The following is an 18,758-nucleotide window of genomic DNA, read 5'->3' as shown; positions in this document are numbered from 1 at the left end:
GGGCCGGGCATACGGCCTCTCCGGGCCGACCCGTCGCGAACCGTTCGGCCGTCCAATCGTGCAGACGACCGTTGAGTGGTGGGAGCAGTCATCATCGGGAATGGCCGCCTCTACGCTGCGGCAGTTTCCCGGCCGTGCTGGTGCGTCAAGGACAGGGGAGAAGTGGGAGAGCGTTGGAGAGAGTCGAGGCCGTGACGATCGCAGTGGGTGGTGGGGTGCAGTCGAAGGCTGGGGCGATCGCTGCCGCGCCGCTTCCGGCCTCGGCCGTAGCCGGCCTACGGTCCGGGTCGGCCTGCACCGGGCGGTAGCGGTCGGGGTCAACTTCGGCCCAGCTCCCGGCGGATCGTGACCGCTTCCTGTTTCACGGGTGCCGCCTCGGCGTGGCGGTCCAGCTTCCCCAGCGTGAAGCCGAGGTTGTGCAGTGATTGGGCGAGGTCGGGGCGGTAGCGGTTGGGGTCGGCCTCGGCCAACCGCCGGTATATGGCGACCGCTTCCTGTTTCACGGGTGCCGCTTCGGCATGGCGGTCCAGCTTCCCCAGCGTGAACCCGAGGTTGTGTAGCGATAGGGCGAGGTCGGGGCGGTAGCGGTTGGGGTCGGCCTCGGCCAACCGCCGGTATATGGCGACTGCCTCCTGCTCCACGGGTGCCGCTTCGGCATGGCGGTCCAGCTTCCCCAGCGTGCTGCCGAGGTTGTGCAGCGATAGGGCGAGGTCGGGGCGGTAGCGGCCGGGGTTGGCCTCGGCCAATCGCCGGCGGATGGCGACCGCTTCCTGTTTCACGGGTGCCGCTTCGGCATGGCGGTCCAGCTTCCCCAGCGTAAAGCCGAGGTTGTGTAGCGATAGGGCGAGGTCGGGGCGGTAGCGGTTGGGGTCGGCCTCGGCCAATCGCCGGCGGATGGCGACCGCTTCCTGTCTCACGGGTGCCGCTTCGGCATGGCGGTCCAGCCTCCCCAGCGTGCTGCCAAGGTTGCTCAGTGATTGGGCGAGGTCGGGGCGGTAGCGGTTGGGGTCGGCCTCGGCCAATCGCCGGCGGATGGCGACCGCTTCCTGTCTCACGGGTGCCGCTTCGGCATGGCGGTCCAGCCTCCCCAGCGTGCTGCCAAGGTTGCTCAGTGATTGGGCGAGGTCGGGGCGGTAGCGGTTGGGGTCGGCCTCGGCCAATCGCCGGCGGATGACGACCGCCTCCTGCTCCACGGGCAGTTCTTCGGCGAAACGGTTCAGCTTCCACAGCGTGTCGCCGAGGTTGTGCAGCGATAGGGCGAGGTTGGGGCGGTAGCGGTCGGGGTCGGCCTCGGCCAGCTCCCGGTATTCAGCGACCGCTTCCTGTCTCACGGGTGCCGCCTCGGCATGGCGGTCCAACTTCTTCAGCGTGCTGCCGAGGTTGCTCAGTGATTGGGCGAGGTTGGGCCGGTAGCGGTCGGGGTCGGCCTCGGCCAGCTCCCGGCGGATGACGACCGCCTCCTGCTCCACGGGCAGTTCTTCGGCGAAACGGTTCAGCTTCCACAGCGTGTTGCCGAGGTTGTGCAGCGATTGGGCGAGGTTGGGGCGGTAGCGGTCGGGGTCGGCCTCGGCCAGCTCCCGGTATATAGCGACCGCTTCCTGTCTCACGGGTGCCGCCTCGGCATGGCGGTCCAACTTCCCCAGCGTGAAGCCGAGGTTGCTCAGCGATAGGGCGAGGTCGGGGCGGTAGCGGCCGGGGTCGGCCTCGGCCAACCACCGGCGGATGACGACCGCCTCCTGCTCCACGGGCAGTTCTTCGGCGAAACGGTTCAGCTTCCACAGCGTGTTGCCGAGGTTGTGCAGTGATTGGGCGAGGTCGGGGCGGTAGCGGTCGGGGTCGGCCTCGGCCAACTCCCGGCGGATCGCGACCGCCTCCTGCTCGGGCAAATCCTTGGCAGCACGGGCTGGCTGGGACAGCCCCTTGTCATCTGGGAAGGGTACGGGGCCGCGTACGAGGGGCAGGCCGTCGGTGTAGCTGAGGGTGTCGGTGAGTGGCGCGGGTTGCTGGTCAGCGCGCCGGGCCTGGGCGCCGGACTTGCTGCCGGGGCCGGTCACGGCGGTGAGCAGGTCGCGGATCTGCCCGACGGATAGCCGGTCGGCGGGGTCTTTGCGCAGCAGGCCGTTCAGGACCCGCGCGAGCGGCCCGCCGCATTCGGGTGGTGCGGGGTCTTGGGTGGCGATGGCGATGAACAGTGCCCCATGTGTGGGGGCGGTGAACGGCGGGCGGCCTTCCACCGCCGCGTACAAGGTCGCGGCGAGTGACCACAGGTCCGAGGCGGGACTGACGGCCCGGCCGGATACCTGTTCGGGGGACATGTAGGCGGGCGTGCCCAGCACCGCGCCCGGGCGGGTGAGGGTGGCATCGCCCTCCACCGCGGCGATACCGAAGTCGGTGAGGACGATCCGATCGCCCTCCAGCAGCACGTTGGCCGGTTTGACATCGCGGTGCACGATCCGGTGCGCATGTGCGGCCGACAGCGCCTCCAACATCGCCAACCCGATTGCGGCGACCTGCGGCTCACGTAGGGCTTCCTGCTCGGTCAGCAAGTGCTCCAGGGACTGCCCGTGGATCAGCTCCATCACGATCCACGGACGGCCGTCCTCGCCCGTCACCCGGTCGTAGACGGTGACGATCCCCGGGTGCCTCAGCCGGGCGGCGGCTCGGGCCTCCCGCCCCATCCGCGCGTACCATACGCGCCGTTCCTGCTCGGTGACCTGCTCGGGCACCCGCAGTTCCTTGATGGCCACCTCGCGTTCCAGGTCGGCGTCATGAGCGCGCCACACCGCGCCCATCCCACCCTGCCCGATCTGCCCCAGTCGCCGGTACCGGCCCGCCAGCACACCCTCACTATCCCAACCCACGATCGGAACATACCGCCAACGAACAGGCCAGGAGCGAACTAACAAGGATGCGGCCACACGTCCAAGACGCCCGACACCGGGTCATAGACCAAAATCCGGAACAGGTCGCCCGCTCCACGACGGTGCGGACCGCGGCCGATGCGGCTGCGGGATAGCTCGTCCTCCGGCATGGGCGTCGCCGTAGGTAAGGCTGACTGCTGTACAGAACGGAAGTACAGCAACACTGCCGAACACCGCCAACCAACATACGTCCCGACCAGTGCGGAAAGGGGCCGGCCTAGAGCCCGCCGAATAGTTCGGGACGAAGAGGTACCGAGTACCCGACCACGTCGGTTGCGCGACCGTGAAGCGGGGGTCTCGTGCCCCAGCCACCCGCTGGGCCGGGGGGCACCCTCGCGCGGAACGGTCTGTCACACCCTCTCGCCGTCCGCGGGCGCACTGGGTGGCTGGGTGGAATACGGGTTGAAGTCTGGCGCCCCGTTAGACCTCGTCGACCGTGCTCCGCGGAGGATCCTCCGGCGTCTGGTGGACCTGGATTGCTTGGGAGATTCGGCGCTCGGCCTCCTCTGCCTGCCCCACAACGCACTTGGCGTAGACGCGTAGGAGTACGGCCACGCTGCGGCCGGCCCACTCGGCCACTTGTGCGGGTGGAACTTCCGCGCTGAGCCAGGTGGAGACGGCGGCATGCCGGAAGGCGTAGGGCGTCTCAGCGAGCGGCGACGCGGCCTCCGCGGGAGTGAATGCGGCGGCGCGTGCGTTGTGCCACGCCCCGAGGTAGGGATGTGGCGCGGGGGTTTCCGGCTGCGCGAAGACGGTCCTGGTGGCCGGGATGGCCAGAGGGCAGCCGAGATCGCGCGGATCCAGCCCGGAGGCCGGGCCCGCGCGATCGCCGGTTCTTCAGTCGATGAGGACCGCGGCGCAGTCGTGGAGGTCGGTGTCGAAGGCCGACGGGTCAGCGCAGATGCGCAGGCGACCGTCGGGTTTCCAACCGCCACCACGGCCGGGGACCGTGCGGCGACTGGCCTCTATTCGGTGACCTTGCCCGTTTTGCACTCGAGGGCCTTGCCGTCGTCCCAGCCGCAGGCTTTCCAGCTGGCCGTCTTGCCGTTGGGAAGGCTTCCTATGCCCATGCAATAGCCCTCACCGCTATAGACGTGCTTGTAGTAGGTCTTCCCGGTGTAGTTGTTCTTCACCCAGAGGGAGGAGGACTGTCCATCCAAGTCCCGGTCGGTGATGAGGAAGTCGTCTTGGTCGTCCCCGGTGTCATTGTTGGTGTCGTGCCACTGGACCTTGCCGGCCCACGAGCCCTCACCGTCGGGGATCAGCCAATTAGCTTCTGCCCCACCGCGGCATGACGCTTTTACCTCTACGGGCTGCGCTGTCGTGGTTGCGAATGCGGCCACCGGCAGTACCGTGACGCCCGCCGCTGCGATGCCCATCACCGCAGCAGACTTGGTCTTGAAGCTCATGCCGCGAAGGGCGGCGATACCGGACTTTCTCATCTGGACTCCCGTTCTGTCGCTCGATGATCGGGACGCTAGTGACCGCTCATATCCATTCGTTATCGCTGCGATATCCCTCGTCTGAGGCCGCCTCGGCCCGCACCGCGAGGCAAGAGAAGGTCAGCCAGGCGTACGGGGCGAACAACCAGTTCCCCGTCCCCGATGTGGAGGCGGGGAAACATGTCGACGCGCCCCGACAGCCGTTTTCCCACGAGCTGACCTGCGCGAATGGTGAGCAACCGCCGGAGGTCGGCGCGGCCCTAAGAACGGCCCTGGGAACGGCTCTAAGCCCAGCCGCCGTCTTCGACTCCGATGCCTGCCATCAGGAGGCAGTACAACGCGAACACCAGCAGGACAACAGAGAGAAGGACGCCGACGATACTGATCGGCCACAAGTTCCAATGACCCTTTTTCAACCTGTGTTGAGCTCGCGGTTCTGGAGGACGTGGATGGCTTTGGCCAGGTGACCCGCCCGGTGCGGGCAGCACCGTAGCTTGGTCAGGATCTTCCAGCTCTTGAGCTGGGCGTTGGCCCGTTCACCCGGTCCGCGGAGCCGGGCGTGGGAGCGGTTGGCGTCCTCGCAAGGCTCGGTTTTGTTCTTGCCTTTGTAGGGCGTCTTGACGTGCGGGCCGGCGCCGACGTAGCCCTTGTCGGCCAGCACCAGGATCCCGGAGGCGGCCGGTTCGCGGACCAAGCTCCAGATCCGGGCGGCCTTGCGGTCGAGGACGGAGCCGGGCAGTGGTCCCGACACCCACACGAGCGTCCCATCCGGAGAGGCGATGACCTGCGGGTTCATGCCGTGTTTCCTGTACTTGCCGGAGTAGAAGGGCCCGTCGGCCCTCACCCGGTCGATCGGGATCAGCGTGCCGTCCAGGACCAGGTAGAGCAGCCCGTCCCTCTGGCCTTCACCAGCGCCCGGCTGAGTTCGGGAGACCGGATCGACAGCAGCGTCACCGTCTCGTCGACGTAGCGCCAGGCGGTGAAAGACTTCCGTGTGCAAGCCCGCAGCATCCTTGGCAACGCTGATTAACAATGCAGGGGGTTGTAGCCGGCTGGGGTGGAAGGGCGCGGGGCTCCTCCCGACTCGACGTGTTGAGGATGGCGGCGGCCGGAACCCGCCAAGGGCGCCCTACGGCGTCACCACGTGATGGCTTCACCATCCTTGACAGAACCCGTCCGCCGATAGGTACAGGACTCGTCGGGCCGGGGGGAGGAAGGTGGGGAAAGAACAGCGGCTACGCCGCACGCCTGAGTCCACCAGGGAGCACGCACCCCGCGCGACCACGGGTTGTGCACATATCAACCGGAGGATGAAACGTGGAACACCAACAGGAGGAAGGCGGATCGCAGTGGCTGGGATTCTGGCGTCTGATCGAGCTGGGAATCCGCGATCCCGATGAGCTAGACCGCCTCATCGCTGAAATGTCCGAGTCTGCCCTGGTCGATTTTTACTGGACGTACGAGGAGGCGGCCGCGGATTTGAAGACTGAAGAGTTCACCAAGTACCTGATCCCTCCTCGCACTGAGGACTTCGTCGACGATGTCGCCCTATGGATCGTCGCGAAGGGCCTCGCCTACTACGAGAGCATCATGACGAATCCGTCAGCAATGCCCCCTGACCTGCCCCCTGGTGCAAGGCTCTCCCCTTGGACCGGCACTGTCGCCCGTGTCTACCGAAGCCGCTACCGCGCCCCCGTCCGGTTCCCTGACGACCCTCCACCCCTCGAAGGCAGTGACGGCACCGGCAGCGAAGCATCGCAAACATGATCAGTCGCTCATCGGAAGGTCGGAGCCGGCGGGCACAGCGATCACCTCGCGCTGCCTGCTCGTGATCGGGAACGCGGTCGATCAAGGTGAAGAGCCTGAGGCTGCCGCAGGCGAACAGGGCCTCCGGGTCTTCTCGGGGGCGACCGGCAGGTTCGACAGGGCTCTGAAGGGTGCGGTGAAACAAGAAGGCCCCTTGCGGCGATCGCGAGGGGCCTGAGAGCTGGTGCAGCCGGAGGGATTTCAGCCCCAACCTTCTGATCCGTAGATTCCCGAACGGTCACCGATGCGGTCGGATCAGTCCGTATGTCCCTCCGTTGACATCGCGGTCATTTCTCTCCTTCGAATGAGCAGACGGGCATGCGCGGTCTGCATAGACGATCAGTCATTTCCCAAATGGTAATCCAAGCTGATGCTGTCCTGACTGTGCGGGTTCGGCTGATGGTCGCCGCGGAGGTAGGCGTTCACGGGAGGGAGCATCATCAGGACGGCCGCCACACTCGAGGCGCCGATACCGATGAGGGCGAGGAACACCATCGTTGCGTCGGCGGCGTCGTTCACGATGGCCACGACGCAGATCCGGAGAGGTTCGAGCGCTAGGACGGCGGCCATCACCCATAGTCCGACGCGTCCCGGCCGGTGCCCGCCGAGTGCGCGCGGAATTGCCCAGAACAACACGCAGAGCGTGAGCAGGAGCAGGCCCCAATAGACGCCGTACTGTTTGCCAATTCCGGGCTCGCCGGGGCGCTCCAGCTCCGGATGCGCCGCCCACATCTCGTCAGCGAGCCCGGCTACCTCGTAGGCGTTCGAGGTCACCCAAGCGAGCAGGAAGGCCATGATCGACCAGGTTGCGCCCAGGAGGACGGTCGCCGCCATGAGCTGTCCGGGACGGTTGGGTGGCATGTGAACTCCAGAAGAGGCGGGAGGCGTTTCGACTTGGACGCCAGTCCTCCGCGAGATGTTCACACGACCTGTAAATTGACCGTCCCATGGTTCCAGAACTCCGGTCCATCGCCAGCCCCATCGGGCCACGCCCGCGCAACATCTTCGAATGGGCCACACGTACTGGGCTATTCCGACGGCACCGGCTGGCAGCACCGGCCCCGACGGGGGCCCTGAATGGGCTATTACACTGCGGGCGTGGCCGATCTGTTTCTTATTGTGGGGCTCCCGGGAGCGGGGAAGACGACCCTCGCGCGGGAGTTGGCGGAGGTGCACGGTGCGGTGCGGTTCAGCCCGGACGAGTGGATGGGGCCGCTGTTCGGTGACGCCGAGGCCGACGGGAAGCGAGACGTTGTAGAGGGACGCCTGGTGTGGACCGCGACGGAGGTGTTGCGCGCGGGCGGGTCGGTGATCCTCGACTTCGGCTTCTGGGGACGCGATGAGCGGGCCGGCCTCTGCTGGCTCGCCGCGTCGCTCGGCGCGGACGTTCACACGGTCTACCTCCCCATCGATCGTGCAACCCAGGTCGAGCGCGTCACGGGACGCTGGCGTGACACGCCCGAGCAGACGTGGCCGATCAGCCAGGCAGACCTCGACGAGTGGGATGGAATGTTCCAGGAGCCGGACGACGCGGAACTCGCGGGACGCTACAACCCGACCCCACCGCAGGGGTTCGCCGACTGGGGGGAGTGGATGGCAGACAGGTGGCCGACCTCCCGGACGAGCCTGTGACAGACCCGCAGATCGCCCCCGCCCGTTCCACCGCAACGACTTCGATACGCTCGCCGCCCTCGGCGTCGTGCGGGAATCCCCGCGATCTTCTGCGAGTTACCGCCCCATGGGGGACGCCCGGTGCTTCGGGCACGTCCACTTCTCGCGCTGCGCGATCCGCCACGTGATCTGCGACTGCCGCCCAGCGGCGCCCGTGTCTGGATCGCCGAGACCAGAAGGCGGGACCTGCTCCATGTGCCGGTGACTCAAAGCCGCCGGTACATGATGTGCAGCCCGACGTAGCCGTGAACCGGGTGGTGGAAGCCTGCCGGGAGGGTGGTCATCACTTCGAATCCGAGTGACCTCCATAGCGCCACCGCCCGGGTGTTGGACTCCACGACGGCGTTGAACTGCATCGCGTGGAAGCCGTCCTTGCGTGTCTGCCCCAGGACATGCTCGCCGAGCGCCCGGCCGACGCCGCGGCCGGAGTGGGCCGGATCGACCATGAAGCTCGCGCTGGAGATGTGTGCGGCGCCGCCACTGTGATTGCGGACGCTGTTCGCCGTGCCCAGGACGGTTCCGTCCTCGTCCACGGCGACGAAGGTGCGGCCTGGCGGCTCTGGGAACCACATCTGCCTGGCCTGGGAATCGGTGGTGTCCCGATCCCATGAGAACGTCTCACCGGCCCGCACGATGCCCTCCATGAACGCCCACATCCCGGGCCAATCGTGCGGCGTCGCCTCTCTGATCAGCATGGCCGCCAGCATGGGGCCGACCAGGTGGGGGGTGCAACCGGTCTCCCCGGCCATGGGTGTGACCCGACCGGTTCGGCCCGACGACGCCCACCCTCCGCGCCTACCTGCGTGGACGCGGGATCCCTGCCCGGCCGGAGTCGCTCCCGTCAACGACCGGCTGATCTCCCTAGGTGCACATCTAGCTAACGTGAAGCATATTCATGTAATTTCGACGCGTGTACGTCACCGGAGTTCTCGCGCTTCTGCTCGTGCTGGGGGCGGTCGCCGATCCCGTCGGGTTCTTCGCGCTCTACGGCGACCCGGGGGACTTCCTGCCCGTCACCCGGTGGCAGGCCGCGCCGCTGCTGGTGTATGTCCCGCTGCTGCTCGCCGGGACGGCCTGGACGGCGCGCTCGTTCGGTCGGCTGGGACGGCGCGATCGCTTCGCCGTCGTGTGGGCCGGGATCGTGCTGTCGGCGCTCGTCGCGAAGTTCGCCATGAGCCTGGTGGCGACGGCTCCGCACCTCGATCCCGCCGACCTGCTCTGGGCGACCTCGTTCACCGTGCCCAAGGCGGCGCTCTGGGCACTGCTCCCGGCCGCCGCGTCGCTGGTGGGGCGGCCCGTCGAGTCCGACGCGACCGTCGAGACCGGGACGGCCTGGCCGGTGGCCGCGAGCGTCACGGCCCTGGTGGCCGCCACCGGCCCGTGGGTGGCCGCGCGCTGGTCCGCCGACCTGCCGGACGGAGCGCCGTCGCTTTCCCCGGAGGCCGGGCCGCTCGCCCTGGCCGCCGGACTGGCCGTGCTGTTCGTCGCGCTGACGCGTGCCCAGACGACCTTCGCGCGGCGTGCCCGCAACCGCACGGGACTGTTCCTCGGCGGATGGCTCGCCACCCTGTGGGCGGGCGCGGCGCTCGGACTCGTCCAGACGGCCGCGATCGTCCTGGCGGACGGGTTCGGCAGCGTACTCCAGACGCCCGCAGCCCTCTACCTCCGCATCTCCGAAGGCGTCTCGCTCGGCGCGGCTTTCGGCTGGGCCGCCGGACTCGCAGCGCTCGCCCTGTCCCGCCGCGAGCACGCCATGGGCGCGGTCCCGCCGCCACGGCTGCTCGCGGCGGCAACGGCATGGACGGTGCTCGCGGCCGGTGCGGTCGTCGCGGCGACCGGGTCGTCCGCCGCGACGACCGCACCCGCGGGGCGAACCACCGGCGACGTACTGCCGCTCAGTGCCGTGCGCGGCGACCGGCCACGGATCGTCGACGCGGCGGGACGGCAGGTGCTGCTGCGCGGAGTCAACGTCAACCAGCTCGTCGACTTCCACGCGCCGCGCCCCGGCGTCCCGGCGACGCGCCCCCTCACCGAGGACGACTACCGGCAGATGGCCGGGCTCGGCTTCAACGTCGTCCGCCTCGCGCTGTCCTGGTCGAAGATCGAGCCGTCGCCCGGCCGGTATGACCAGGGCTACCTGGCCCGCGCCGATCAGGCCATCGGCTGGGCCCGCGAGCACGGCCTCTACACCGTGCTCGACCTGCACCAGGACGGCTGGAACAACCAGCCGACCCCGCCCGGCGCGTCCTGCCCGCCAGGGACCTCGCCGATGGACGGCTACGACGGCGCGCCCGCGTGGGCCACCCGCGCCGACGGCGCGCCGCGCTGCCAGTTCACCGGCCGCGACATCTCCCCGGCGGGCGACCGGGCGTTCACGAACTTCTACTACGACCGCGACGGCGTCCAGGCCCGCCTGGTGAAGACCTGGGGCATGCTCGCCGCCCGCTACGGGGGCGACCCGTCCATCGCCGGGTACGACCCGCTCAACGAGCCGGGTTTCGGCGAACAGGCCCCCATCACCTCGACGCTCCTGCTCGGCCGCTTCTATGACCGCGTGCTCAGGGAGATCCGCGCCCGCGAATCCCGTCCGCACCTGTTCTTCTTCGAACCGAGCATCTTCTGGTCGGGGACCGGCTTCGACGCGCTGCCGCGCGGCTCGTTCCGGAACGACCCGAACCTGGTGTTCGCCCCGCACCTCTACGGCGAGTCGATCACCATGGACGCCTCGCTCGGCCTGCCGCCCGTCACCACGATCGAGCACGGCTTCACGCTGGCGGCCCGGACGGCGAAGGACATTCCGGTGTGGAGCGGCGAATGGGGCTTCTGGGGCGACGCCGCGACCGTGCGGGCCAAGGTGCGCCGCTACTCCGAGCAGGAGGACGCCCACCGCATCGGCGGCGCGTTCTGGGTGTGGAAGCAGGCCTGCGGCGACCCGCAGAACGGGATCGGCCCCATCGGGAACGGCTTCAACAAGGTGGACTGCGCCACCGGCAAGGACCTTCCGCGCGATCCCGTGGCCGTCGAGGAACTCTCCCGCGCCTACCCGCGAGCCGTGCCCGGACGCCTGCGCTCGCTTTCCACCCCTACCGCCCGCACGCTCCGCCTCACCGGTGAAGCGGCCCGAGGAGGCTGCGACCTGGATGTCTGGGTGCCCGGCGACGCCCGTCCGATGCCGGACGGCGAGAACGTCTCCGGCCTGACCGTCCGCCAGGTCCCGGGCGGCTGGCGGCTGACCGGCTGCGCGACCGGCCGGTACCGCCTGACCGTCGGCTAGTCCCACGAGCCGGCCGGGCCGCGGCAGGCCCACCGCGTACAGCGCCGCGACTCGCAAGCCGCGGAGGGGGGTGCACGCCCCCATTGGACGGCTCCACTACGTCACCGTGCAAACTCCAGTCCCCCTGTCGGGCTGGCCGGCGTGACAGGTTCAGCTAGCGGGGGCAGCGTGAAGTCGAAATACTGAGAAGGAGGCGTCGTCGTCGACGATGTTGCCGTCTGCATCGGACACCGACACCGTGATAAGTCCAGCTTCCGCAGCGAGCCTCTCGAATCCAGAGCGGGAAAACCAGTGCAGTAGCCAGGGACGCTCAACGACGCTGCATTCACCGTCATGGAGACGTTCGTAGCGCAGCACGGAGGTCTGTGTCCGCGCGGTTTCGTCGCGGTTCTCCGACACCACGGAGAACCGCAACTCGGCACCATCAGCGGCGGTGACGGTGCGGACTTGGCCGATCCGGCCGGCTGGGGTCGGTGCCGGGACGTGGAGCGGGATCAACGCGGCACCGCCGTCGACCAGGTGGCTGCGGATACGACGGAGGGCGGCCTGGGCCGTGTCGTCGTCCGGTAGCAGGTTGAAAGTCGGTCCTGCCAGAAAGACTGCTCGGAACCGGCGGGGCAGGCTGAGCGTCTCCATCCGCTGCCGGTGGACTGTGACGGCGATACCTTCCTGGGCCGCACGACGGCGGCAGCGCTCCAGCATGTCCGCGGAGGAGTCGACGCCCTCGACGTCCAGACCGCGCCGGCGCAGAGCCAGGAGCGGGTCGCCGTCTCCGCAGCCCAGTTCCAGGGCCGGCGCGCCCACCTCGCGTACGAAGGCCTCATATGGGTCGGGGGTGGGGGCGAAGGACCTCAATGGGGCGTAGCACTCCGCGACGATGCCGGTATAGAAGTCAGCTGGATTCATGTCCTTCAGCGTGCACACCAGAGTTCCGATCCATCAACAGCTTTTACCGGCCGCTGGCAACCTTCGCTGACTAGCTGCCTATCAGCGGAAGGCAGCCCTCAGCCCAGCCACGGGTCGACGCCGGGCAGCCAGGCTCTCTCGTTGGGGCTGGAGGGCTGGGGCATGAGGGGAGTGTTCGCTCAAGGCAAAATGGCTGATCTCCCAGGTCAGGTGAAGAGGACGTGAACACAGGCTGTCGCCGCTGAGGGGGCGTCGCTATGTTCACTCCGTGAACACTGCTTGGGAGCCTGCGATGACGGGGGTACTGCGACTGCCCTCAGGCCGGCTCATTCGCGGTAGGGGACTAAGGCACCCCCTTCCGGAAGGGCCGGTGCCCACATTCGGGCTGTACTTGCTGGGGCATGAGCCGCCTTCCGTTGACTGGAAGTCCCGCTGGCTTCGCTGGCCCGACTTCCGGCTGCCGTCCGATCGTGAAGACGCCCAGGAGGCGCTGCGCGAGGCTTGGACGCGGGCCGAGACCGAACGGGTCGAGGTCGCCTGCGGCGGCGGGCGTGGGCGAACCGGCACGGCGCTGGCGTGCATCGCCGTGCTGGACGGGGTGGCCGATCGTGAAGCGGTCGCCTATGTCCGGGCGAATTACGAGTCGCGCGCCGTGGAGACGCCCTGGCAGCGGCGATATGTCTCCCGATTCCAAAGCGGACGGGCTTCATGAGGTTCGAGGTCGTTCTGTTGTCGTGCCTGGGGTGCGGCGTGGTTCTGTAGTCGGGACGGCTCTTCTGGACGGGTAGGCCTGCAACGTGCGTGTGGACTATGCGAGTGAGGCGACTCCCGGACGCGTGAACGAGGACTTCGTCGTGGCGGGCCCGGACTGGGTGGTCGTGCTGGACGGGGCGACGGCGCGTCCGGGGGTGGACTCCGGATGCCGCCACGATCCGGCCTGGCTCGTCCGCAGGCTGGGCGGGGCGCTGGCGGGACGGCTGGCCGCAGGCGCCGCAGGGGCTGCGGGGGCGGGCGGGGGCGGGGAGCCGTTGTCCGAACTGCTCGCCGGGGCGATCGAGATGGTCTGCGCGGCGCATGCGGGGACGTGCGACCTGGACAACCCCGACAGCCCCTCCGCCACAGTGGCGATGCTGAGACGGCGTGGCGACGCGCTCGACTGGCTGGTCCTCGCGGATTCGCCGGTGCTGGTGGACACGGGTGAGGTGCTCGTCCTGCGGGACGGACGGGTGGATCGCCTGCCGTCCTACACGGTGGAGGCCGTCCGGGCCGCGCGGAACAGTCCGGGCGGATTCTGGGTGGCGAGCACGCGGCCGGAGGCGGCGTACGAGGCTCTGGGCGGGGCGCTGCCGCTGAAGGAGGTACGGCGGGCGGCCGTGCTGAGCGACGGCGCGTCACGGTTGGTCGAGCGCTTCGCCGTACTGGGGTGGCCGGATCTGCTGGATCTGCTCGACCGGGACGGTCCCGCCGAGGTCATCCGGCGGACGCGGGAGGCCGAGGCGGCTGAGGAGCAGGCGGGGGAGCGGGGCAAACGGTACGACGACGCCACCGCGGTGATGGTCAGGTTCTGAGTGCGGGGGTGCGCCGACCCCGTTCCGCGGCCCTGCCGTGCGGGTCGGAGCCGATCACTTCGGGTCGGTGATGTGCGACCACCAGCCGTCGAGGTCCTCGGCGAGGTGCATGCCGTCGACGGTGAGCGTCGCGGGCATCATCGGGAACCGCCGCCCCGCCGGGAACGTCCGCTCGTAGGACGGCGGGTCGAGGACGACGACGCGGGTGCCGTTGACGGCGGGGATGTCGGCCGGCACGCCCTCGTTGTAGATCCATTCGCCGTTGGCGTCGACCAGGTTCCACGGGCTGCTGACGATCGGCCTGTCGGGCGGCGTCTCGGCGTCCAGGAAGCAGGAGATGATCTCCGGCGCCGGGGGCTTGCCGGGCAGGCCGCCGGGGCGTCCGACGAGGGCGCCGGCGAGGAGGGTGTGCAACTGGAAGTTGTCGCCGATGCCGCCGATGGTGACCGTCCAGCCCTGCCGGGTCCGCCGGTCGAGGACCAGGAGGCGCTCGCCGTCCAGGACGCGCAGCAGGTCGCGGACGAACCCCATCTGGGGGAGGTGCTCGGCGGCCTGCCCGGCGGCGAAGACGTGGAAGTCGCGGTCGGTGAGCCCGCTGCGCACCCGCGGCGACCTGGACAGAACGGTGCAGGCCGACATCGCGAACTGCGGTAGCGCGAACCACGACATCATCGCGCTGACGGCGCCGTCCTGGAGCTTGGGGCCGACGGTGTCGACGGCCTGCTGGGACGGCCGGTCGTCCTCCATGTCCGGTGGCTTGCCGCCGGTGGCCTCCTGCCAGGCGTTCCCGAACGCCAGCGCCGCCGCGGTGACCATGATGAGCCGCTCGACGAGGGCGTCGCCGAACGGGCCGATCTCGGCGCCGTGCTCGATCCAGGAGCCGCCGATCACCGCGAGCCAGCCGCCGAGGTTGGGCGGCGCTTCGGCGAGGCCCTCGGCCAACCGCGGCATCGCCGCGGTCTTCTCGGCGGGGGAGGCGGTCTCGGACGCCTGCATGAGTTGGGGCAGGAGGTCGCTGAAAGCCTGGTCCTCGACCATCGCCGCTTGGACGAGCTCGTCGCAGGCCCGCTGGAATGCCGCACTCATGACGATCACCCTGGCATAGGGGGGCGGATCGGGAGAACCGACGCAGATCCGAGGGGCTCCGCCGCCCCGCGCGGTGCCTCGTGCGCGGGAGGTCAGGGGGCGGGACGGGGACGGGCGGCGACGGCGGCGAAACGATTTCGCATGTGCTGTCGGAGCCGTGTATGGTTTCACTGCACGAGCGGAGCAAGCCCCTTTAGCTCAGTCGGCAGAGCGTCTCCATGGTAAGGAGAAGGTCTACGGTTCGATTCCGTAAAGGGGCTCAGCAGAACAGAGGCCGTCACCCGAATTGATCGGGAGACGGCCTCTGTCATGTCCGGGCACCGACCCGGCCCCGGTCGGCGGCCCGGCCGCCGGATCGGCTGCTCAGCGCGGCCCGGCCCGGCCGTCACAGTGGGCCCGGTGGGCACGGGGGTCTCGAGCCGCTGTCCTGATTTCGTTCCTTACCGCACGCTGTGATAGCGTCCCTCCGGTTCCAGCGGGACGATTCGCAGGTCATCGGCACAGGCGGTAACCTGATGACCGGTCCGCGTCAGACCATCCGGAACCGAGGCCCTGCCTCAAAGCCCGGGTTCTCGTGTTCCCAGGGATCGGTGGACTTCCGGTATCCTTGCAATCCGGTCCACACCGACCATCACGGCGGGGTAGCTCAGTCAGGCAGAGCAAGCGGCTCATAATCGCTGTGTCGCCGGTTCAAGTCCGGCCCTCGCTACTACCCAGACCTCCCGCCTCCACCCGGAGGCCGGGAGCGTCGGGTCGAATCGCCGGCCGCTCTTCGGGGCGGCCGAGGTACGTAAGTCCATATCCCCAGCTCAGAAAGGCACTCCATCGTGGCTGCCACCGACGTACGGCCGAAGATCACGCTGGCCTGCCAGGAGTGCAAGCACCGCAACTACATCACGCGGAAGAACCGGCGCAACGACCCGGACCGCCTGGAGATCAAGAAGTACTGCCCCAACTGCCGGACGCACCGCGCGCACCGGGAGACCCGCTGACCTGCTGATCCGCGGCACCGGCGGCCGGGAGACCGGCCGCTCGGCACCGGCGGCGACGCGCCGCCCGCAGCGCCCCGGCGCCGGGCAGGAGGCTCGCCGCCCGCCGCGGTCCCGGTGGCCGGATCCCGGCCCGCCGGCCCGACGTTTCCGCAGCCCGTCCTCGCACCGACCCGCGAGGGCGGGCTGAACGTCGTTCTGTTACCGTCCGTCCAGACCGAGAAAGACGTGCTTGGGCGCGGGCACACGGGCAGGCGGGCTCTCGGAAGCCCCTGTTCGACGTGGAGGGACGGACTGCATGGCACTCAACCGTGATTTCATCGGGCGGAGCTTTCCGCCGAGCGATCCGTACGAGGTCAGCCGGGTGAAGATCCGGGAATTCGCGGACGCGATCGGCGACCAGAACCCGATCTACCGGGACCAGGAGGCGGCCAAGGCCGCCGGCCACCCCGACGTGATCGCCCCGCCGACCTTCCCCATCGTGGTCTCGCTCGGCGGCGCCGGCCTCGCCGACCCCGAGCTCGGGCTGAACTACGCGATGGTGGTGCACGGCGAGCAGCGCTTCGAGTACACCCGCCCGCTGCGCGCCGGCGACGTGGTGGTCTGCACCTCGACGATCACCGACATCAAGTCGATCGGCAAGAACGAGAAGCTGGTCATCGTCACCGAGGTCGCGACGGTCGAGGGCGAGCCGATCTGCAAGAGCCACAACACCATCGTCGAGCGGGGGGCCTGATGACCGCCAAGGTGCAGTACACCGACGTCGAGGTCGGCACCGAGATCGCCGCGCGCAGCTACCCGGTCGACCGGGCCGACCTGGTCAAGTACGCCGGCGCGTCCGGCGACTTCAACCCGATCCACTGGCGCGAGCGGGTCGCCAGGTCGGTGGGGCTGCCGGACGTGATCGCGCACGGCATGTTCACCATGGCGCAGGGCGGCCGGTTCGTCACCGACTGGGTCGGCGACCCGGGCGCCGTGGTCGACTACGGGGTACGGTTCTCCTCGCCGGTCGTGGTGCCCGACGAGGGCGGCGCGACGCTGGAGATCAGCGGCAAGGTGGAGGAGAAGCTCGACGGCGGCAAGGTCGTCGTGGCGCTCACCGCCCGGTCCAGCGACCAGAAGGTCCTCACCCGCGCCAAGGCCGTGGTCCAGCTCGCCTGACCCACCGGCTCGGAGCCGGGCCCGGGTCCCGGCCCGGGGCGTTCCGGCGGGTCGTCCGCACCGCGGGCCGGCCGTCCGGTTGGGTTGGACGCACGTTCTGTTTCCGTCCGCGTGGGCCGGGGTGTTTCTCGCCCGGCCCACGCGGACGCGGACGTACGGGAGGGAAAGACGACGTGGCGGTGTTCGCTGAAGAGGTGAAGCTGTCCGGATACACCACGTTGCGGCTGGGCGGTCCCGCCCGCCGCTTCGTCGAGGCGACCACCGAGGCGGAGCTGGTCGCCGCGGTGCGCGCCGCCGACGACGCCGGCGAGCGGACGCTGGTGCTCGGCGGCGGCAGCAATCTGGTGGTGTCGGACGACGGTTTCCCCGGCACGGTCGTGCACGTCGGCACGCGCGGCACCGAGAGCGTGCCCGGCGAGAACGGGCGGCTGCTCGTCCGGGCCCAGGCCGGTGAGGAGTGGGAGCCGTTCGTCGCCCGCTGCGTGGCGGACGGGCTCGCCGGGATCGAGTGCCTGTCGGGCATCCCCGGCCGCGTGGGCGCCACGCCCATCCAGAACGTCGGCGCGTACGGGCAGGACGTCAGCGAGACGATCGTCCAGGTGCGCGGCTACGACCGTGAGACCCGCAAGGTCGTCACGCTCGATCACGCCGCCTGCCGGTTCACCTACCGGCACAGCGCCTTCAAGGGCTCCGACCGGTACGTCGTGCTGGACGTGACGTACGCGCTCCGCGAGTCCGACGAGTCGCAGCCGGTCGCCTATGCCGAGCTGGCGCGCAAGCTGGGTGTGGAGCCCGGCGCGCGGGCGCCGCTCAAGGAGGTCCGGGACGCGGTGCTGGAGCTGCGCCGCGGCAAGGGGATGGTGCTCGACCCGGCCGACCCCGACACCCGCAGCGCCGGATCGTTCTTCACCAACCCGATCCTGGATCCCGCGCAGCTCGCCGACCTGGAGCGCCGCGTCGCCGGACGGTTCGGGCCGGACGCCGCGTTCCCGCGGTACGCCGAGAGCCCCGCTCCGGACGGGACGCCGCGCACCAAGACCTCCGCCGCCTGGCTGATCGACCGCGCCGGGTTCGCCAAGGGGCACGGGACGGGGCCGGCGCGGATCTCCACCAAGCACACCCTGGCGCTCACCAACCCCGGCGGCGGACGCACCGCCGACCTGCTCGCGCTGGCCCGTGAGGTCCGCGAGGGCGTCCGCGAGGCGTTCGGCGTGGAGATGGTGAACGAGCCGGTCCTGGTCGGCGTGCACCTCTGACCATCTCCGGTGCGTCCGTCCCGGACGGGTTGACCTGGTTAGTGATTGAGCACTAACTTGGCTGCCATGAGCCCCAGGATGAGCGCCGCCGATCGTCGCGAGCTGACGATCCGCGCCGCCATCGCCGAGTTCGCGCGCGGCGGCTACGAGGGCACCTCGACCAGCGCCATCGCCGAGCGGGTGGGGGTGTCGCAGCCGTACCTGTTCCGCCTGTTCCCGTCCAAGCGGGCCCTGTTCCTCGCCGCCGCCGAGCGCTGCTTCGACGACATTGAGGGCGAGATGCGCGACGCGGCCGGCGGGCTGTACGGGGGCGAGGCGATGACCGCGATGGGGGCCCGCTACCGCAAGCTCCTGCACGGCGACACCACCCTCCTCCAGTTCCAGCTCCAGATCTACGCGGCGGCGCTGAGCGACGGCGACGTCCGGCAGGTTGGCCATGACCGGTGGGCGCGGCTGTTGCGGACGGTGGGGGAGCTGTCAGGCGAGGGCCGGCAGGAGGTCATGCGGTTCGCCTCGGTCGGCATGCTGCTGAACGTGCTCACCGCGTTCGACGTGCCCCACGCATGGGGGGACGACCTTCCCGAGTCGCTCGGCAGGTGGGCCGAGGGCACCGGCACCGCAGAGGGTGATGGCGGGGACGGCGTTGAGGGGAGTACCGGCTGATCCTATTTTTTTTGC

At 69.5% G+C, this 18,758-nt stretch carries 16 protein-coding genes, 2 tRNA genes and 1 pseudogene; 12 read left to right on the top strand and 7 right to left on the bottom strand.

Translation table 11 applies throughout. From position 1 onward, the window contains the following. Positions 1–317: 317 nt before the first annotated feature. From OHA34_RS20020 to OHA34_RS20010, 3 genes and pseudogenes are all read right to left on the bottom strand, one after another. Positions 318–2,840, bottom strand: coding sequence for a tetratricopeptide repeat protein (locus tag OHA34_RS20020; protein WP_329518553.1), 2,523 nt, complete (start codon positions 2,838–2,840; stop codon positions 318–320). 1,046 nt (positions 2,841–3,886) lie between these two features. After that, entirely contained in the window at positions 3,887–4,330 is a 444-nt protein-coding gene (locus OHA34_RS20015) for a hypothetical protein (protein ID WP_329518552.1), read from the bottom strand. Positions 4,331–4,775: 445 nt separating this feature from the next. Beyond that, a pseudogene (locus OHA34_RS20010) lies at positions 4,776–5,344 on the bottom strand (transposase family protein); the annotation flags it as partial. A gap of 336 nt (positions 5,345–5,680) precedes the next feature. On the opposite strand from OHA34_RS20010, the gene OHA34_RS20005 reads away from it, so the two are divergent. Then, a complete protein-coding gene (locus OHA34_RS20005) occupies positions 5,681–6,130 on the top strand; it encodes a hypothetical protein (protein WP_285942760.1) in 450 nt (149 codons plus the stop codon). A 378-nt stretch (positions 6,131–6,508) separates the two neighbouring features. Here OHA34_RS20005 and OHA34_RS20000 read toward each other — a convergent pair whose 3' ends face one another. Beyond that, positions 6,509–7,003 carry a hypothetical protein gene (locus OHA34_RS20000; RefSeq protein ID WP_329518551.1) on the bottom strand — a complete coding sequence of 165 codons (495 nt, stop codon included), beginning with the start codon at positions 7,001–7,003 and terminating at the stop codon, positions 6,509–6,511. A gap of 264 nt (positions 7,004–7,267) precedes the next feature. Here OHA34_RS20000 and OHA34_RS19995 point away from each other — a divergent pair, with 264 nt between their 5' ends. Continuing rightward, positions 7,268–7,801, top strand: coding sequence for an AAA family ATPase (locus tag OHA34_RS19995; RefSeq protein ID WP_285942757.1), 534 nt, complete (start codon positions 7,268–7,270; stop codon positions 7,799–7,801). Between the two features lie 245 nt (positions 7,802–8,046). Here OHA34_RS19995 and OHA34_RS19990 read toward each other — a convergent pair whose 3' ends face one another. Continuing rightward, positions 8,047–8,589: a GNAT family N-acetyltransferase gene (locus OHA34_RS19990; RefSeq protein WP_329518550.1), complete on the bottom strand. Its 543-nt coding sequence runs from the start codon at positions 8,587–8,589 to the stop codon at positions 8,047–8,049. A gap of 161 nt (positions 8,590–8,750) precedes the next feature. Here OHA34_RS19990 and OHA34_RS19985 point away from each other — a divergent pair, with 161 nt between their 5' ends. Next, the gene (locus tag OHA34_RS19985) at positions 8,751–11,114 is read left to right on the top strand and encodes a cellulase family glycosylhydrolase (protein WP_329518549.1); all 2,364 of its coding nucleotides are present in this window, start codon (positions 8,751–8,753) and stop codon (positions 11,112–11,114) included. A 150-nt stretch (positions 11,115–11,264) separates the two neighbouring features. Here the strand turns inward: OHA34_RS19985 and OHA34_RS19980 are convergent, their stop codons facing one another. Continuing rightward, a complete protein-coding gene (locus OHA34_RS19980) occupies positions 11,265–12,038 on the bottom strand; it encodes a class I SAM-dependent methyltransferase (protein ID WP_329518548.1) in 774 nt (257 codons plus the stop codon). Between the two features lie 274 nt (positions 12,039–12,312). Between OHA34_RS19980 and OHA34_RS19975 the strand changes: the two genes are divergently transcribed. Both OHA34_RS19975 and OHA34_RS19970 read left to right on the top strand, forming a co-directional pair. Further along, positions 12,313–12,732, top strand: coding sequence for a protein-tyrosine phosphatase family protein (locus OHA34_RS19975; RefSeq protein WP_329518547.1), 420 nt, complete (start codon positions 12,313–12,315; stop codon positions 12,730–12,732). Between the two features lie 124 nt (positions 12,733–12,856). After that, positions 12,857–13,588, top strand: a complete 732-nt coding sequence (locus tag OHA34_RS19970) for a protein phosphatase 2C domain-containing protein (RefSeq protein WP_329518546.1) — start codon at positions 12,857–12,859, stop codon at positions 13,586–13,588. 54 nt (positions 13,589–13,642) lie between these two features. On the opposite strand, the gene OHA34_RS19965 is transcribed toward OHA34_RS19970, so the two are convergent. Then, entirely contained in the window at positions 13,643–14,674 is a 1,032-nt protein-coding gene (locus OHA34_RS19965) for a hypothetical protein (RefSeq protein ID WP_329518545.1), read from the bottom strand. Positions 14,675–14,861: 187 nt separating this feature from the next. On the opposite strand from OHA34_RS19965, the gene OHA34_RS19960 reads away from it, so the two are divergent. The 7 genes from OHA34_RS19960 (at position 14,862) to OHA34_RS19930 (ending at position 18,743) form a co-directional block, all read left to right on the top strand. Then, positions 14,862–14,934: transfer RNA gene (locus OHA34_RS19960), tRNA-Thr, on the top strand. 375 nt (positions 14,935–15,309) lie between these two features. Further along, positions 15,310–15,383, top strand: a tRNA-Met gene (locus OHA34_RS19955). 118 nt (positions 15,384–15,501) lie between these two features. Beyond that, positions 15,502–15,666: a 50S ribosomal protein L33 gene (gene rpmG, locus OHA34_RS19950; RefSeq protein ID WP_067812252.1), complete on the top strand. Its 165-nt coding sequence runs from the start codon at positions 15,502–15,504 to the stop codon at positions 15,664–15,666. A 295-nt stretch (positions 15,667–15,961) separates the two neighbouring features. Then, positions 15,962–16,399 carry a MaoC family dehydratase N-terminal domain-containing protein gene (locus OHA34_RS19945; RefSeq protein WP_285942749.1) on the top strand — a complete coding sequence of 146 codons (438 nt, stop codon included), beginning with the start codon at positions 15,962–15,964 and terminating at the stop codon, positions 16,397–16,399. After that, the gene (locus OHA34_RS19940; RefSeq protein WP_285942748.1) at positions 16,399–16,824 is read left to right on the top strand and encodes a MaoC family dehydratase; all 426 of its coding nucleotides are present in this window, start codon (positions 16,399–16,401) and stop codon (positions 16,822–16,824) included. Before OHA34_RS19945 ends, OHA34_RS19940 begins: the two co-directional genes overlap by 1 nt. Positions 16,825–16,997: 173 nt before the next feature. Further along, complete coding sequence (locus tag OHA34_RS19935; RefSeq protein ID WP_285942747.1) at positions 16,998–18,080, top strand: UDP-N-acetylmuramate dehydrogenase; 1,083 nt, start codon at positions 16,998–17,000, stop codon at positions 18,078–18,080. Between the two features lie 66 nt (positions 18,081–18,146). Next, positions 18,147–18,743, top strand: a complete 597-nt coding sequence (locus OHA34_RS19930) for a TetR/AcrR family transcriptional regulator (RefSeq protein ID WP_329518544.1) — start codon at positions 18,147–18,149, stop codon at positions 18,741–18,743. Positions 18,744–18,758 lie beyond the last annotated feature (15 nt).

It is taken from the genome of Spirillospora sp. NBC_01491 (assembly GCF_036227065.1).
GTDB classification, from domain to species: domain Bacteria; phylum Actinomycetota; class Actinomycetes; order Streptosporangiales; family Streptosporangiaceae; genus Spirillospora; species Spirillospora xylanilytica.
The sequence above is the reverse complement of the archived record's forward strand: the minus strand, read 5'-3'. Positions and strand labels throughout refer to the sequence as shown.

What these genes read in the sequence shown, in the direction of transcription:
- OHA34_RS20015 (WP_329518552.1), bottom strand. Translation starts at nt 4,330, where the DNA reads ATGAGCTTCAAGACCAAGTCTGCTGCGGTGATGGGCATCGCAGCGGCG.
- OHA34_RS20000 (WP_329518551.1), bottom strand. Translation starts at nt 7,003, where the DNA reads ATGGCGGCGACCGTCCTCCTGGGCGCAACCTGGTCGATCATGGCCTTC.
- OHA34_RS19990 (WP_329518550.1), bottom strand. Translation starts at nt 8,589, where the DNA reads ATGGCCGGGGAGACCGGTTGCACCCCCCACCTGGTCGGCCCCATGCTG.
- OHA34_RS19975 (WP_329518547.1), top strand. Translation starts at nt 12,313, where the DNA reads ATGACGGGGGTACTGCGACTGCCCTCAGGCCGGCTCATTCGCGGTAGG.
- OHA34_RS19965 (WP_329518545.1), bottom strand. Translation starts at nt 14,674, where the DNA reads ATGAGTGCGGCATTCCAGCGGGCCTGCGACGAGCTCGTCCAAGCGGCG.
- OHA34_RS19945 (WP_285942749.1), top strand. Translation starts at nt 15,962, where the DNA reads ATGGCACTCAACCGTGATTTCATCGGGCGGAGCTTTCCGCCGAGCGAT.
- OHA34_RS19940 (WP_285942748.1), top strand. Translation starts at nt 16,399, where the DNA reads ATGACCGCCAAGGTGCAGTACACCGACGTCGAGGTCGGCACCGAGATC.
- OHA34_RS19930 (WP_329518544.1), top strand. Translation starts at nt 18,147, where the DNA reads ATGAGCCCCAGGATGAGCGCCGCCGATCGTCGCGAGCTGACGATCCGC.